The sequence below is a fragment of the Virgibacillus siamensis genome (assembly GCF_039522605.1).
Lineage (GTDB): Bacteria > Bacillota > Bacilli > Bacillales > Amphibacillaceae > Lentibacillus > Lentibacillus siamensis.
In genome coordinates, this window is sequence record NZ_BAAADS010000025.1 from 190186 (window position 1) to 206684 (window position 16499).

Below are 16499 nucleotides of genomic sequence, written 5' to 3' on the forward strand. Positions count from 1 at the left end.
TATGCAGTAAGAACGATTTTATACTCTTATCTGCTTAAAAAGGGAAAGGTCTCCCTCTCCCTTTACATAATATCCAAATAAATTCGTTTGTTGACGTCCGATTTGGCTGCGTAAACAACCGTTCGGATTGCTTTAGCAATGCGGCCGTTTTTGCCGATGACCTTACCGACATCGTTTTCGTTAACAGTAAGATGATAGATGACTTTCGTCTCTTCTTCCGTTTCCTTAACAACGATGTCCTCAGGGTAATCGACTAATGGTGTAACAATCGTTTCAATTAGGGCTTTCATGATATCACACTACTTTACTATTGATTTTTCTGGTCGTGGAATTTTTTCATGATGCCTTCTTTTGAGAAAAGGTTACGAACAGTATCGCTCGGCTTAGCGCCTTTCGTCATCCAATCCAATGCCTTATCTTCATCTATTTTAACTTCAACTGGATTAACAACAGGATTGTAAGTTCCAATCTGCTCAATCAGCCGACCGTCACGTGGTGAACGTGAATCTGCAACTACCACACGATAAAATGGGTTTCTTTTGGACCCCATACGCTTTAAACGGATTTTAACTGCCATGTTTTTGCACCTCCAATAAATATGTTTTACACAATTTTAGATTCTAACAGAAAGTGTAAGGTCTGTAAAGTGTTTTTACATTACATCATGAACAATCGAAAAACAACTTCACAGTCTGCTTCATTATCCACTCTCTCTGTTTACATAAACGGAAACTTCATTCCGCTTTTACCTTTTTTGCCTTTCTGCATTCCAGTCATTTGTTTCATCATTTTTTTCATTTCATTGAATTGCTTAAGCAAACGGTTTACCTGAGAAACAGAAGTTCCCGATCCTTTAGCTATCCGTTTTTTTCTGCTCGCATTCATTATGCTTGGATCCTGCCGCTCTTTCTTGGTCATGGATTGAATAATTGCTTCGACATGTGACAGTTGTTTCTCATCAAGCTGAGCATTTTTCAGCCCTTTCATTTTATTGGCACCCGGAATCATAGCCATCAAATCTTCAAGTGGTCCCATGCTTTTAACCTGACCCATCTGTTCCAGAAAGTCATCAAAGGTAAATGACATGGTACGCATTTTTTCTTCCAGTTCTTTTGCCTGTTTTTCGTCAACATTTGTCTGTGCTTTTTCAATAAGGGATAGTACATCACCCATCCCAAGTATTCTGGATGCCATCCGTTCAGGGTGAAATGCCTCAAGTCCATCCAGTTTTTCACCAGTACCAGCAAATTTAATTGGCTTATCCGTCACCGCTTTGATGGATAAGGCAGCGCCTCCACGGGTGTCACCATCAAGTTTTGTCAAAACAACTCCGGATATATCAAGCTGTTCATTAAAACTATCCGCAACGTTAACAGCGTCCTGACCGGTCATTGCATCGACAACAAGGAAAATCTCATCCGGTTTAACTGCTGTCTTTATTTGTTCCAGTTCATCCATTAGATCGTTATCAACATGCAAACGCCCCGCTGTATCAATAATGACATAATCATTATGTTCAGCTTTTGCCTGTTCAATGGCCTCCGTTGCAATATCGACCGGGTTTGCATCCGTCCCTTTTGAAAAAACCGGCATACTCAGTTGCTGTCCCAGTGTTTCCAGTTGGTCGATCGCCGCCGGACGATAAATATCACATGCCGCAAGAAGCGGTGTACGATTGTGATTTTTCCGCAGGTGGTTGGCAAGTTTACCGGTTGTCGTTGTCTTACCCGCCCCTTGCAAACCGACCATCATAATCACGGTTGGCGGCCTGTCAGCCACGGCAATTTTACTTTGTTCACCGCCCATTAAGGCTGTTAATTCTTCTTTTACCACCTTAATAACCTGCTGTCCCGGGGTCAGACTCTCCATGACCTCCTGACCAACAGCACGTTCCCTAATACGTTTTATCAAATCTTTTACCACTTTAAAGTTTACGTCAGCCTCAAGTAAAGCAAGCCGTACCTCGCGTGTCATCTCTTTGACGTCTTGCTCAGATACCTTCCCTTTACCTGTAATTTTTTTCATTGTGCTTTGTAAACGGTCGGCCAATCCTTCAAATGCCATAGAAGGTGTCCTCCTAATCTAATTCTTTTAATTGATTTATCAGTGTCCGAAACACACTATCTGGTGGACTTTCTTTATCCATTTTTACCAAAATACCCTGTCGTTTCTGAAACTTCGCATAAAGCTTCAACTTGGATTCATACGATTCAAGCATTGTTTCTGTACGCCTGATATTATCGTATACAGCTTGACGTGATACCTCCAGCAGTTCTGAAATCTCACCAAGCGAATAATCTTCCAGATAATACATTTCCATATAATTGCGCTGTTTAGGGGTTAATAGTTCCTGGTAGAAATCAAATAAATAATTGATCCGTGTTGTCTTTTCCAACAATTTATATCACCCCTTGTTAAGTGAAATCCCTTTACAAAAGTAATACTATCATTATTCAGCGGTTTCTTCAAGGAGATCAGCAAATAATCCATATACAAAGGCATGGGCATTAAATTCCCTCAAGTCCTCCATTTTTTCACCCAGCCCGGCAAATTTCACCGGAATCTGCAGTTCATTACGGATTGCCAGAACAATCCCGCCCTTAGCAGTCCCATCAAGTTTCGTCAAAACAATTCCGGATACATCGGTAGCTTCCGAGAATGTTTTCGCCTGACTCATTGCATTTTGTCCGGTAGTCGCATCAAGAACAAGTAATACTTCGTGTGGAGCACTGGGTACCTCACGCTCAATCACACGTTTTACTTTGGCCAATTCGTTCATCAGATTCACCTTGTTTTGTAAACGTCCAGCAGTATCACAGATCAGCACATCGGCATTTCGTGATTTTGCCGATTTGATTCCGTCAAAAATTACTGCTGCCGGGTCACTGCCCTCACTCTGCTTAATCACATCAACCCCGGCACGTTCACCCCAGACATCAAGCTGTTCGATGGCACCGGCACGAAATGTATCGCCTGCCGCCAATACAACATTTTTGCCTTCCTGCTTCAGTTTATAGGCAAGTTTACCGATTGATGTTGTTTTGCCGGCTCCATTAACTCCAACAACCAAAATTATGGACAGTTCTCCATTCTGGATGTTGAGCTCTTCCAGATCCTCATCGTCATCTCCATAATAAATCTCCACCAGTTTTTCTGATATTACCTCTTTAACTTCCGCGGAGTCCTTTATATTACGTCGTTTCACTTCCATTTTTAGTTCATCAATCAGGTCCATTACTGTGGATACACCAACATCCGCCGAAATCAGCACTTCCTCCAGCTCTTCGAAAAAATCCTCATCAACTTTACGATACCGCGCAATTAAATCATTGATTTTGCCCGAAAACGAATTGCGTGTTTTTTCCATGCCCTGCTTATATGTTTTGGAAACTTCTTCGGTTTCTTCATTTTGTTTAAATTTATTTTTTAATTTGTCCATGAAGCCCATATTTATGGTTCCTCCTTATGAATTTACTAGCTCTTTCGTATCCTCCAGGCGTACCGAAACTAATCTGGAAACACCGGATTCCTGCATGGTAACACCATAAAGGACATCGGCTTCTTCCATTGTACCTTTCCGGTGTGTAATGACAATGAACTGTGTCTTTTCACTATATACTTTGATATATTTGGCGAATCGGGATACATTTGCTTCATCAAGTGCTGCTTCGACCTCATCAAGTACACAAAACGGCACAGGACGCACACGTAAAATGGCAAACAGTAGTGAAATTGCTGTGAGCGCACGTTCCCCGCCGGATAAGAGACCAAGGTGCTGCAGTTTTTTCCCGGGGGGCTGTGCAACAATATCAACACCGGTATCGAGCAAGTTTTTCGGGTCGGTTAACTTCAACTCCGCACGTCCTCCGCCAAATAATTGCTGGAATACAGCTGCAAATTCATCCTTGATTTGGTTGAATGTATCACTAAACCTGCTTGTCATTTCTTCATCCATTTCAGCTATCACGGAATATAACGTCTGTTTAGCTTCTACCAAATCATTTTTCTGATCCGATAAAAATGTATACCGTTCGGAAATCCGGTCATATTCATCAATGGCCCCCAAATTAACGGTCCCAAGCTGATCGATAGACTGTTTAAGCTGTTCCACCATTGCCCGGGTTTCATTCGGATCTTCTGTTTTGTCATACATTTTGTTAGCTTTTTCAAATGTCATTGTATACTCTGTCTGAAGTTTGGACAATCTGTTTTCCAAATCCACATCAAGACGGTTTGCTTTTACCTCTTTCTGCTGAAGAGCTTGCAAAAACGCCTGATGGTTTTTATTTTCTTCCTTCAACTCACGCTCCTGGTCCTGAATCAGCTGAGTAAGCTTTAACCTGTTGGTGCGCACTTGTTGAATTTTCTCTGCAAGTGAATCTTTATCTGACTTTACGCTCTGCAACGTTTGCTCCATTTCTTCTTCCGTTTCCGTAGTGCTTTCCAGATCAACCAATTCATCAAGTTCTGCAGCATAGCTTGAAAATTGTGTATTATATTCCGTCAGCTGTTTTTGGACCGCATCTCTTTTTTCACGCTGGCTATTAGCTCGTTCTTCCTGTTCTGCGAGAGAAACCTGCGCCTGCTGCAAATCATGCCGTATTTGTTCTCGGTTCTCCTGCAGTTCTTCTTTTTGAGTAGTACGATGACTTAGTTCACCTTGAATATTTTCAAGGTGAACGGCCAATTCCTGCAGATCATTTGTCAGCTGTTCGTCACGAGTTTGAAGCTCGCTTTCATCCCGATCAAATTGCTGATTATCCTGATCGTAAAATGAAAGATTTTCATTCAGCGAAGCAAGCTTCATCTCTGTTTCGTTATATTTTTCACGAAGACTCTGCAATTTCTCTTGTTCTACTGTAACTGTTTGTTCCAGCTCCTGCAATTGTTGTTCCATCGTGTTGATTGTCTGCTTTTTTTGATTGACATTTTGTTCAAACGATTTTGCCCGTTTCCGAAATTCAGTCAGTTTATCACTGATTTCCTGCAGATCTTTCTCTCTAGTAAACAACGATTGACTGATTTTCTTTTTCGCACCACCTGACATGGATCCTCCCGGGTTTACAACGTCCCCTTCCAACGTAACAACCCGATTTTTCCGATGGACAATCGAGGCTATTTCGTTGGCATCCTTTAATGTTTCCGCAACAAGAACATGTCCCATCAGATGCTTTACAGCCTTTTGAAATTCACTTGATACCAAGTCAGCTGCTATACCAATAAATCCTTTATGTCTTTCAGCCTTAGCCAATACGTCATTCGGGATAAAACGCGGCTGGATTGAATCCAGCGGCAAAAATGTGGCCCGCCCGTTGTTGGTTTTTTTCAGCCAATTAATCGCCTGACGTGCTGTTCGGTCTTCGTCAACAACAACGTGCTGTGCCTGTCCGCCCAAAACGGTTTCAATAGCTGTGATGTATTGTTTCGGAACGTTAATAAGCTCTATTACCGCACCGTAAATACCGTTTAATTTTTTATCCTCACGGGCTTTTAAAACCTCTTTTACGCCATAAAAGAATCCCTGGAAATCATCTTTCATGTCCTCGAGCATTTCTTTCTTCGAGTTGAGCTTTTCCAAGTGCTGATAACCTTGATAAAGTTTCGTCTGGGATTCCTGAAAGGCGTTCCGTTTGTTGCTTAAATCTTCCTTCATCTGTTGGAAAGCATCAGACTGTTTGTTATAATTTTTTTCCTGTTCACTTAAGTCAGACCGTAAGCTCTCTTGTTCTGTTTTAATGGCTTTTCGCTCATCCAATAGACTGGCATATTTTTCGTATTTACGGTCTTTCTTTCCGGAAATCTGCCGTATTTGTTCCTGAATGGATTGTTTTTCATTTCGTTTCGCAGCCTGATTGTTCAGGTATTCGATATAATCCGATTTCAATTCCTCTATTTGCTCAGACAGACTGTCAGTTTCCGTTGATAATTTTGTTTCAAGTTCTGTTACACGCTGTTTCGTGTGCTTCCGGCTTTCCCGAACATTCGAGAGTTTTTTATTTTCATCGTTCAGTTCATGTCGTAACTGTTCGATTTTATCTGCTGCTTCTTTTTTTTGCGTTTCCAATTTTTGCTTATTCTCCGCAAAATGTTTTGTGCGTTCGTTAAAAACCCTTTTTTTACTTTCATAACGTTCAAGTTTTTCGGTGGTTGACAATAGATCAGCTTGCAATCTCTCAATTTTGTCATCCGCATTCTGAACTTCCAAGCGATGATTTTCCAATTTAGCTTCATTTTGTTGAATCGAAGTTTTCAAATTGATTTCTTCCAGCTTTTCATTTTCCAATTCGTTAAGTAACGCTTCCCACTTTTCATGAAATTGTTCAATTTCCGTAACTAAAAGTGATATTTCATGCTGCTTCAACTGATCCTTTTTATCCAGATATTTTTTTGCAGTTTCAGCCTGCTCCTGTAACGGGTCAATTTGCTGTTCAATTTCATGAATAATATCTTCCACACGATTCAAATTTTCCTGTGTTTCCGCCAGTTTATACTCCGCTTTCTTTTTCCGTTGCTTATATTTCAGTACACCCGCAGCTTCTTCAAAAATAGTACGGCGTTCTTCCGATTTCGAGCTTAAAATTTCCTCTACTTTTCCCTGGCTGATAATGGAGAATGCTTCACGTCCAAGACCGGAATCCATAAACAAATCAATAATATCTTTCAGACGGCATGACTGTTTATTAATATAAAATTCACTTTCACCTGAACGATACACACGTCTTGTTACACTGACTTCTTCATAGTCAAGTGGCAGCACATTGTCACTGTTTTCCAGCACAAGTGTAACCTCGGCAACATTTAATGGGTTTCTTGTATCACTGCCCTGAAAAATAATGTCTTCCATCTTCGACCCGCGCAATGACCTTGCTGACTGTTCACCAAGTACCCAGCGAATAGCATCCGTTATATTGCTTTTCCCGCTTCCGTTAGGACCAACCACCGCTGTCACACCGGGAACAAAATCAACATTAATTCGTTCAGCAAATGACTTGAACCCAACGCTTTCCAATCGTTTCAAATACATCTTCATTCTCCGTTTCCTGCTAGAGGATTGTTTAATATATGTACCATATTCCATTTGGTTTTTTATCGCATTTATTTTATCATAAAGAAAGGAACAAAAGAAGGCATATCACAAAGTACACATGTGATTGGCCAGGTTACAAAAAATTAAAGTAATTGAGGTGTTTAGATGAATTTAGAAAACCCTACACAAGAAAATCTGAAGTTTATCCTGGATGAGCTGGCCGAAAACCTGAATGTCGTTAATCGCGAAATTCTGGATCCAAAAGATTATGATTTGGAAAAATACGGGGAGCTAAAACTTATGTACGATATGATCAAACAAAAGGGACAGTTAAGCGCACCGGAAACCCAGGCATTTATTGACGAGCTGCGATCCGTAAGAAAAGATACATAACTACTCGTAAAATTGTAAACCACAATTACCGTTCGAACGGAAGATATGCGCGATTTTATAACCAATATGCTCGTTTTTGTATCAGATATGCGCGCTTCTGCATAAGATATGCGCGATTCCCAAATAAATGCATTATTATTTTTATCAAAGCTTACATCAAAAATGGCTGTCGTTTTGCCGGCAGCCATTTTTGATGGTTCAACTCATTCAAATTTATCCAATGCATCTTTTGCCGCGCGTTGTTCCGCTTCTTTTTTGGTACGGCCGGAACCATCGCCGGCGACATCGCCTTTAATCAAAACCTGTGCGACAAACTCTTTGTTATGGGAGGGACCATTTTCACCGGTAATAGTATATTCAATATTATGATTCCGGTGCTGTTGGACAAGCTCCTGCAACTGGCTTTTATAATCCATCGCATGCGAAAAAGCACCTGTTGATATTTTCGGAAAAACATATTTCTCTAAAAACTGAATCGCAACATCATACCCCTGATCAAGATAAAGCGCACCCAGAAAAGCCTCAAAAACATCTGCCAGCAAAGCAGGACGTTCACGCCCACCTGTTTGTTCTTCACCTTTGCCCAGCAGGATATGGTCACCAAAGTTCAATTCACGGGCAAAATTAACAAGTGATGGTTCGCATACGATGGATGCGCGCAATTTAGTCAATTCCCCTTCTGCCATTTTTTGTTTAGTCTGATACAAATATTGGGATACCCCTAATTCCAAAACTGCATCCCCAAGAAATTCCAGACGTTCATTATCCGAAAACTTCCCTTCACGATGCTCATTCACATAGGATGAATGCGTAAAAGCTTGTCTAAGCAGGTCATGGTCTTGGAAAGTAATTCCCAGCTTTTCCTGCAAGACTGAAATTTTCATACTTTATCACCACTTTTCATTACTGTTTTAATCAGTTTATAAAAAATTAATCTATCTTGTAAATATACGGAAAGCCTCGCCCAATGCGAGACTTTCTCAAATAGTCAGGATTGAGTACTGTTTATGTAATTAACAGCATCACCTACTGTATTAATCTTCTCTGCCTCTTCATCAGCGATTTCCATATCAAATTCGTCCTCAAGCTCCATAACAAGCTCCACAACGTCCAAAGAATCCGCTTCTAAATCGTCTTTGAAAGAGGCTTCCATGGTCACTTTTGATTCATCCACATCCAAACGATCGACAATGATATCTTTTACGCGATCAAATACGTCTGCCATAATACTTCACCCCCTTTCAATAAGGTAATCCTTTCGTTTGAAGTGATCAGCACTTCCGCCTTTCATCCTCTAGCTCCAGTACCCAGCGACTAGTAAACTTCCTTCACCTCCGTACGATAAGGCAACATCGGTTCGCTGAAGCTCACCGTGTTTTCTTTATCTCCTCCGGTTCAGTCCAGTTTATACGTCGCTAAACGGGCACTTCCGCCTTTCACCCTACATTACCATTCCGCCGTCAATGTGGATAGTCTGTCCGGTAATGTAGCTTGCATCATCTGAGGCGAGGAAGCGAACCACTTTTGCCACATCTTCGGGTGTACCCAATTTAGCAAGTGGAATCATTGCAAGCATGCTTTCTCTTTGTTCGTCTGACAGTGCATCCGTCATGTCAGTTGAAATAAATCCAGGTGCAACCGCATTAACCAGAATATTTCTGGATGCAAATTCTTTCGCAGTCGATTTGGTCAGTCCGATTACGCCGGCCTTGGCCGCAACATAATTGGCCTGGCCGGGATTACCGCTAACCCCGACAATGGAAGCGACGTTTACAATTCGTCCGTACTTTTGCTTCATCATCTGTCTGGCAACTGCTTTGGTGCATTGGAATACACCTTTTAAATTCGTATTGATGACCTGATCAAATTCCTCTTCTTTCATGCGCATCAACAGGTTATCCCGCGTTACCCCCGCATTATTAATAAGGATATCGAGGCTTCCAAATTCATTGGCTACTTCCTTTACCATCGCTTTTGCCTGATCACCATTCGCAACATCTGCCTGTACTTTAAAAGATTTTACACCCAATTGCTCAATTTCTTCAACAACGGATTGTGCTTTCGCTTCATTTCCTGCAAAGTTGATGGCAACATTTGCCCCTTGTTTCGCCAATTCCAGTGCTATCGAACGGCCGATTCCCCGAGATGCTCCTGTTACAAGTGCGCTCTTTCCCTTCAACATTACGATTCCTCCCTGTACCAGGATAAAAATTCATCCAACGAAGCCGGATCCTGTATGGTAAAAGTTTTTACGCTGCGGTCTATCTTCCGTACTAAACCACTTAATACTTTACCATTTCCCACTTCCACAATTGCATCAACATTTTCCTGGATCATGCCACGAATGGATTCCTCGAAACGAACCGGAGAATATAGCTGCTTTATGAGTAAATCTTTTACTTCTTCCTTTTCTGTAACCGGTTTGGCTGTTACATTTGCATAAACTGGGATGCTGGCATTCTTGAAATCAATTTCATTCAGTTCTTTGGAAAACTGTTCATTTGCCGGTTTCATCAGCCTTGAATGGAATGGGCCGCTGACATTTAACGGCAGGACACGTTTGGCCCCACTGTCTTTCAATAAAGCAGAGGCCTTATCGATACCTTCCTTTGACCCGGAAATCACAATCTGTCCGGGGCAATTCAGGTTTGCCAAATCTACTGCTTCGCCTTCCGGTAATTGTTGTAATACTGCCTCGATATCTTGCTGAGACATTCCCAGCACTGCTGCCATTGAACCCTGACCTTTCGGAAATGCTTCTTCCATCAGTCTGCCCCTCTTGGCAACCAGTGGCAATGCTTCCTCAAAGGAAATTGCTCCCGCAGCAACAAGTGCACTGTATTCTCCTAAACTGTGACCCGCTGCCATGACTGGCTGCACTTCTTCCTTAACAAGTAATGTATGGGCAGCAATACTTGCTAAAAGAAGTGCAGGCTGTGCATTTTCCGTTTCTGTCAATTTCTCTTTGGAGCCATCAAACATAATGGTTGACATTTCTTTTCCCAACAGTTGGTCTGCCTCATGAAATAATTCCTGAACATCCGGATATTCATCATAAAATGCTTTCCCCATCCCGACCGTTTGTGAGCCTTGACCAGGAAACATAAATGCGATGCGTTTCATTCGTTTTCCCCCTTGTCCAAATCAATTCCTTTTATCGTCGTTTCAATCGTGTATGTTACATTATGATTAACCATATATGTTGCCTGCTTGATAGCATTGAAAATTGCACGGCTGTTTGACGATCCATGCGCTTTAATCACTGGTGCTGCCAGACCAAATAACCCGGCACCACCGTACTCGGAATAATCGAGTTTATTTTTCAGTCCGCTTAGATCACGTTTTACCATTCCTGCTGCAAGCTTTGTTTTCATCGATGACATAAACGTTTCCTTCAGCATGGAAAACATGGTCATGGCAGTGCCTTCAATTGTTTTCAGAGCGATATTTCCACTGAAGCCATCTGTCACCACAACATCAGCAACTCCGGACAGAATATCACGTGCTTCCACATTGCCGATAAAATTAATCGGGGCGGCCTGTAATTGGGTAAATGCTTTTTTGGTCAAATCATTCCCTTTTCCATCCTCGGTGCCAACGTTTAAAAGTCCCACTTTGGGCTTGGCGACGGACCGAACTTTTTCACTGTAGATAGACCCCATGATGGCATACTGCACTAAATGGTGTGCTTTTGCATCCACATTTGCACCTACATCAAGCAGCAGGAACCCTTTTCCGTCCACAGTCGGCAAAGTTGGGCTCAATGCCGGGCGATCGATGCCTGGAATCCTTCCAACGACGAACAATCCGGCACTCATTAATGCACCGGTATTACCAGCCGATATACATGCATCTGCCCTGCCTTCTTTCACTTCTGTGGCAGCCAATACAAGTGAAGAATTCTTTTTCCGTCTGACCGCCCGAACAGGCTCATCCTCTGATGTAATAATCTCATCGGCATGAATAATCGTGATATTTTTCTTAGCGGTTAGTAAAGGCTTTATCTTTTTTTCATTTCCCACCAACGTAATATTTAAATCATTTATCCGGGAAACAGCATCAAGTGCACCTGAAACAATCTCATCAGGTGCATGATCGCCTCCCATGGCATCAATTGCTATTCTCATTGGGATTGTCTCCTTTTTGATCATTTGATCTGTACATAAAAAATAACCCGGTAAATACCTTCTCATTTTCTACAAAACTATTGACCCGGACAATTGTCAGCCCTTTGTCATCATTTCCTTCAACGATAGCTTTGGAAACAACGCGTTCCCCTTCTTTCACCTGACGCATAAATTTTAGTTCGGATTTTGCCGTTAAAGCAAGTTCATCATTAATTACCGCAACGGCAAGCGAATTTGCCTGTGCAAACAAGTGATGCCCCCTGGCAATTTTGTTCCGGGAAAACACATGCTCTTTTTGAATAATCAAAATCGATATTGCCCGTTTGTCGAGTTCAAGATCAATGATTTCCCCTATCACCTCATCAAGGGGCAATGCTTTAACAGTTTCATTCCATTGGTAAGTTGCCACAGATTTTATCCGTTCCCGCAATTCAGGAATAGAAAGCTCCATCCGATCAAGGCGGATTGTCTGAATGCTGACATTATACTTTTCTGCCAGTTTTTCATCCGTAATAAAAGGGGTTTTATCAATCGTTTCTTTCAATAATTGCTGCCGCTTCACTTTATTAATTTTCATCTATGCGCACCATCCATTTAACAATGTCCATGAATACTAGGACTTGGTACTAATAGTAATATATAATACCACGTCCAAATATGCAAGTCAGCCATTAATCAAGCTTTCCCTGCAACAGATGCTCATTTTCCAGGCGGATTTTTAATGGATAAAAAGCGGCATTCTCTTGCAGAAAGTTCTTTTCAATAATCTCTTCGGCATCATGACGTGCTGTCTCCAATGCCCGGTAATCATGAATCATATCGGCAACTTTAAAGTCAGGAAGACCACTCTGCTTTTTTCCAAAAAAGTCTCCAGGTCCACGGAGTTTCAAATCCTGTTCCGAAAGTTCAAATCCGTTGTTCGTTTCGGTCATAATCCGCATTCGCTCTTTACCTGTTTCACCTTTCGGATCGGCGATTAAAATACAATAGCTTTGTTGTTCCCCACGTCCGACTCGTCCACGCAACTGATGCAACTGTGATAATCCAAAACGTTCCGCATCATAAATAACCATAATCGTTGCATTTGGTACGTTTACACCAACCTCGACAACAGTTGTTGATACTAATACCTGCACCTCATTTGTTGCAAATTGTTTCATCATATGCTCTTTATCGTCTGCTGAAAGACGTCCATGCACTAGCCCGACATTCAGTTTTGATCCATAAAATTCGGTTAGTTGGTGAAAAAGATCAACAGCATTTTGAATATCCAATTTATCCGACTCTTCAATGAGGGGACAAATCACATACGCCTGTTCACCATGGGAAACGCGGTTCTCAATGAATTGCAGCACCCGCTCCAACGTATTATCCCGTACCCAATACGTTTCAATATCCTTTCTTCCTGATGGCATCTCATCAATAGTAGACACATCCATATCCCCGAATGCAGTAATAGCCAACGTACGTGGAATTGGGGTCGCGGTCATGAACAATACATCCGGGCTAAGCCCTTTATCCCGTAATGTACGGCGCTGTTCCACGCCAAAACGATGCTGTTCATCAACTATTGCAAAGCCCAGCTCAGCAAAATTTACATCATCCTGAATTAATGCATGGGTACCAATTACGATGTCAACTTCATGATTTTCGATTGCAGCTGTCATTTCTTTTCGCTTTTTCCCTTTGACGGATCCAGTCAGTAAAACAATCGATGCTTTTTCACCAAATAGCTCCGAAAGCGACTCATAATGTTGTTCAGCCAATATTTCTGTAGGTACCATCAGTGCGCCCTGCTTGCCGGAAGTTACCGATGCATACAGGCAGATTGCCGCAACGGCCGTTTTTCCTGATCCAACATCACCCTGCAGGAGCCGATTCATTCTGTACGGAGACTTCATGTCCGCTAAAATCTGATTCAGTGATTTTTGCTGCGCATTGGTTAAGGAAAACGGAAAACTGCCGATAAAATCACGAAGACTCCCTGCATCATAATGCTGTGCATTCCCTTCTGTTGCTTCCCGTTTCAGTTTCCGCAGCAATTGCATTTTAAGCTGGAACAATAAAAATTCTTCATATATAAACCTTCGTCTGGCATGCTTCAAATCAATTCTGTTTTTTGGAAAATGCATGGTTACCAGTGCATGTTTGCGGTCTGGAAGTTTATATGTATCCAAATATTGCGCAGGCAAAATTTCGCTGACTTCATGTACATAATCCGTAATCCCGGACTTAACTGCTTTTTTCAGCTTGTAGTTTGTGACATCACCTTTCAGTGAGTACATCGGCTGAATTTCTGCCTGCTCATTTGCAGCACCCTTCTTATAATTACTTACGGTAATCTGCAGGCGGTGTGCATCCCACTTTCCTGTTAAAGTCATCGTATCTCCCGAATTGATGTGCTTTTTGGCAAATGCGCGGTTAAACATTACTGCCTTTACAGCAATCCCCTCAACCTCAACATTAAAAGCAAGTCGTGACTTTTTCTTCCCATAATAATTAAGGGAAGGCTCATGGAGAACCTTCCCCTCGATGGTCACTTTATCTTCATGAATTAATTCGCTAAGCGGTTTAATCTCAAACACATCGTAACGGTAGGGAAAGTAGTTCAACAGGTCTTCAACCGTAAAAATATTCATGAGAGACAAGTCATCAGCAAACTTTTCACCTACACCTTTTATTGCTGTTACCGGTTCACTTAGCATATTTCATCACTCTTTCTAAATAGACATCCCAAAAATTTTTTCTTTCAGCAAGCGGCCAGTCGGTGTATCGGCCAACCCACCTTCACCCGTTTCACGCAAACTGGATGGCATTTGCTTACCGATTCGGTACATGGCTCCAATTACTTCATCACACGGTATTCTGCTTGTAACTCCGGCCAATGCCATATCAGCCGATACAATCGCAAGCGAAGATCCTCCTGCATTTCGTTTCACACAAGGTACTTCAACAAGTCCGGCGACAGGATCACAGACCAGTCCCAGCATATTCTTCAGTGTCATGGCAAATGCTTCAGCAGACTGCTGCGGACTTCCACCGGCCATTTCCACAATTGCTGCAGATGCCATTGCTCCAGCTGATCCCACTTCTGCCTGACAACCTCCTGCAGCACCCGAAATAAATGAATTATTCGCAACAACAAATCCAAATGCTCCAGAAGTAAATAAATAGCGCACCATTTGTTCACGTGTCGGGTTCAGCTGATTTTTTACTGCAAATAATGTCCCTGGAACACAGCCGGCACTCCCGGCAGTTGGTGTTGCACAAATTGTGCCCATAGCCGCATTCACTTCATTCGTTCCCATTGCTTTGCTTACTGCATCCATCATTAAATTACCGGACAGCGGTTTCTTTTCTTTCATATAGTTCTGAATCAATACCGCGTCGCCACCGGTTAGTCCGGTAACCGACTGTACACCCTCCAGACTGTCTTCCACAGCCTGCTCCATGACATCAAGGTTCTTCTCCATATCCGCGAAGACCTCTTCACGTGATTTATCTTTCGTTTCCATCTCCTGACGAATCATAACTTCTGATATTCGTATACTTTCCTTCTCAGCTATTTCGACTAATTCCGCAACTGTACGAAACATGTAAAAACCCCTCTCCTGATGCAAAATAACATCCCTGTTTATCAAAACGCTGTCATTTATTTTTTTATTCAAAGCCTATTAGTAAGTTTTTGCAGCTTTGAATGTTTTCTATAATTATGTCCGCTTCTCGTCCTGCCGTCCGGGATCGCTCTGGGCGGATGCTTTCACCACTGGCATAAGTGCGACATCAGCTCAAGAAAATCACTATCGCTGTGTCTTCTTTACCGCAGCACGGCCTTGCCCCGGCAAGGGATATGTCGACGTTGGCCGCAGAGGTCAGTTTTAGTCGACCTTCCTTTTCCAATCGCTCTGCGGTCTTCGGACTCGTGCTGTCCCCGCAGGAGTCACCACCCTTCACTCACCCGGACTCTATGAGGCTGCTCTTTGTAATCTGTTATTTTTATTAAAAACATATCACTAGCAGCGTCTGCACGAAGACTCCTGGGGGAGCTGAGGCCTAGGTGAGACTCGTAGTGCGTCAGCAATCTCTTCTGCGAGGAGTGCTGCCTCATCGAAATCACTTGCAACACGACGAGCACGAAGAGGCTCATCAGCCGCCCCCGAAAAGCGAAGTATAGACGGGTTACGGCGCATGGAAGCAACAAAAATTAACGTAGCACTTATGTCGCAGTTTATATTTTTTGTCATAAAACAACAATCCACACACAAAAATATCCTTATTAAAACATCCTTAAGAAACGATTTTAGAAATCTGGATGATGTGATCGGCGTTTTCCAGTTCTTTTAAGACTGTATCCTCCACATTCTGATCCACTTCAATAATCATCAATGCTTCCTCGCCTATATCTTTTCTGTTCACTTCCATGTGGCCGATATTAATTTCATATTTAGCTAGAATTTTTGTTACCGAAGCAATGGCACCAAAACGATCATTATGCATGATCAGAATGGCCGGATGGTTTCCGGAAAGCCGAAGTTCAAAACCATTTAATTCAGTAATTTCAATTTTTCCTCCACCGATTGAAATTCCAACCAATTCAAGCTGATCCTTATCATCACCGATTATCAGCCGTGCTGTATTTGGGTGATTGGTACCCGCGCTGTCTTCTATAAACTCTATATCTATATGTTTCTCATTGGCAGCTTCCAGGGCTTTACTCATTCTCGGATCATCTGTTTCATACCCAAGAAGCCCTCCAACTAAAGCAAAGTCTGTTCCATGTCCTTTATATGTTTTCGCGAAAGACTCATATAAATGGATCCTCGCCCATTTTGGTTCTTTTCCAAATAAGTTCCTTGCAGCCTTTCCGATACGCGCTGCACCTGCTGTATGTGAACTTGATGGTCCAATCATAACCGGACCGATTATATCAAATACCGAATTGAACTTCACGT

General features: G+C 42.2%; 16 protein-coding genes. 1 reads left to right on the plus strand and 15 read right to left on the minus strand.

From position 1 onward, the window contains the following. Positions 1-62: 62 nt before the first annotated feature. The 6 genes from ABD010_RS16180 to smc form a co-directional block, all read right to left on the minus strand. Entirely contained in the window at positions 63-290 is a 228-nt protein-coding gene (locus ABD010_RS16180; protein ID WP_343815400.1) for a KH domain-containing protein, read from the minus strand. Positions 291-307: 17 nt separating this feature from the next. Then, positions 308-577 (minus strand): 30S ribosomal protein S16, encoded by a 270-nt coding sequence (gene rpsP / locus ABD010_RS16185; RefSeq protein ID WP_343815403.1) that lies wholly within the window; start codon positions 575-577, stop codon positions 308-310. A gap of 140 nt (positions 578-717) precedes the next feature. Continuing rightward, positions 718-2064, minus strand: coding sequence for a signal recognition particle protein (gene ffh, locus ABD010_RS16190; RefSeq protein WP_343815406.1), 1347 nt, complete (start codon positions 2062-2064; stop codon positions 718-720). Positions 2065-2077: 13 nt separating this feature from the next. After that, positions 2078-2398 carry a putative DNA-binding protein gene (locus tag ABD010_RS16195; protein WP_343815408.1) on the minus strand — a complete coding sequence of 107 codons (321 nt, stop codon included), beginning with the start codon at positions 2396-2398 and terminating at the stop codon, positions 2078-2080. Between the two features lie 51 nt (positions 2399-2449). Then, positions 2450-3448: a signal recognition particle-docking protein FtsY gene (gene ftsY / locus ABD010_RS16200; protein ID WP_343815411.1), complete on the minus strand. Its 999-nt coding sequence runs from the start codon at positions 3446-3448 to the stop codon at positions 2450-2452. Positions 3449-3463: 15 nt separating this feature from the next. Continuing rightward, positions 3464-7024 (minus strand): chromosome segregation protein SMC, encoded by a 3561-nt coding sequence (gene smc, locus ABD010_RS16205; protein ID WP_343816361.1) that lies wholly within the window; start codon positions 7022-7024, stop codon positions 3464-3466. A 168-nt stretch (positions 7025-7192) separates the two neighbouring features. Between smc and ABD010_RS16210 the strand changes: the two genes are divergently transcribed. Continuing rightward, positions 7193-7420: a DUF1128 domain-containing protein gene (locus ABD010_RS16210; RefSeq protein ID WP_343815416.1), complete on the plus strand. Its 228-nt coding sequence runs from the start codon at positions 7193-7195 to the stop codon at positions 7418-7420. Between the two features lie 203 nt (positions 7421-7623). Here ABD010_RS16210 and rnc read toward each other — a convergent pair whose 3' ends face one another. The 9 genes from rnc to sdaAB form a co-directional block, all read right to left on the minus strand. Beyond that, positions 7624-8304 (minus strand): ribonuclease III, encoded by a 681-nt coding sequence (gene rnc, locus ABD010_RS16215; protein WP_343815419.1) that lies wholly within the window; start codon positions 8302-8304, stop codon positions 7624-7626. Between the two features lie 104 nt (positions 8305-8408). Beyond that, the gene (gene acpP / locus ABD010_RS16220; RefSeq protein WP_077326131.1) at positions 8409-8645 is read right to left on the minus strand and encodes an acyl carrier protein; all 237 of its coding nucleotides are present in this window, start codon (positions 8643-8645) and stop codon (positions 8409-8411) included. Between the two features lie 216 nt (positions 8646-8861). Then, positions 8862-9602: a 3-oxoacyl-[acyl-carrier-protein] reductase gene (gene fabG / locus ABD010_RS16225; RefSeq protein WP_343815424.1), complete on the minus strand. Its 741-nt coding sequence runs from the start codon at positions 9600-9602 to the stop codon at positions 8862-8864. Further along, a complete protein-coding gene (gene fabD / locus ABD010_RS16230; RefSeq protein ID WP_343815425.1) occupies positions 9602-10543 on the minus strand; it encodes an ACP S-malonyltransferase in 942 nt (313 codons plus the stop codon). Before fabD ends, fabG begins: the two co-directional genes overlap by 1 nt. Further along, positions 10540-11547, minus strand: a complete 1008-nt coding sequence (gene plsX, locus ABD010_RS16235; protein WP_343815428.1) for a phosphate acyltransferase PlsX — start codon at positions 11545-11547, stop codon at positions 10540-10542. Before plsX ends, fabD begins: the two co-directional genes overlap by 4 nt. Further along, positions 11531-12124, minus strand: a complete 594-nt coding sequence (gene fapR, locus ABD010_RS16240; RefSeq protein ID WP_343815431.1) for a transcription factor FapR — start codon at positions 12122-12124, stop codon at positions 11531-11533. Before fapR ends, plsX begins: the two co-directional genes overlap by 17 nt. Positions 12125-12218: 94 nt before the next feature. Further along, positions 12219-14252 carry an ATP-dependent DNA helicase RecG gene (gene recG / locus ABD010_RS16245; protein WP_343815433.1) on the minus strand — a complete coding sequence of 678 codons (2034 nt, stop codon included), beginning with the start codon at positions 14250-14252 and terminating at the stop codon, positions 12219-12221. 15 nt (positions 14253-14267) lie between these two features. After that, positions 14268-15143, minus strand: coding sequence for an L-serine ammonia-lyase, iron-sulfur-dependent, subunit alpha (gene sdaAA, locus ABD010_RS16250; RefSeq protein WP_343815436.1), 876 nt, complete (start codon positions 15141-15143; stop codon positions 14268-14270). Positions 15144-15834: 691 nt separating this feature from the next. Then, positions 15835-16497 (minus strand): L-serine ammonia-lyase, iron-sulfur-dependent subunit beta, encoded by a 663-nt coding sequence (sdaAB, locus tag ABD010_RS16255; protein WP_343815439.1) that lies wholly within the window; start codon positions 16495-16497, stop codon positions 15835-15837. Positions 16498-16499 lie beyond the last annotated feature (2 nt).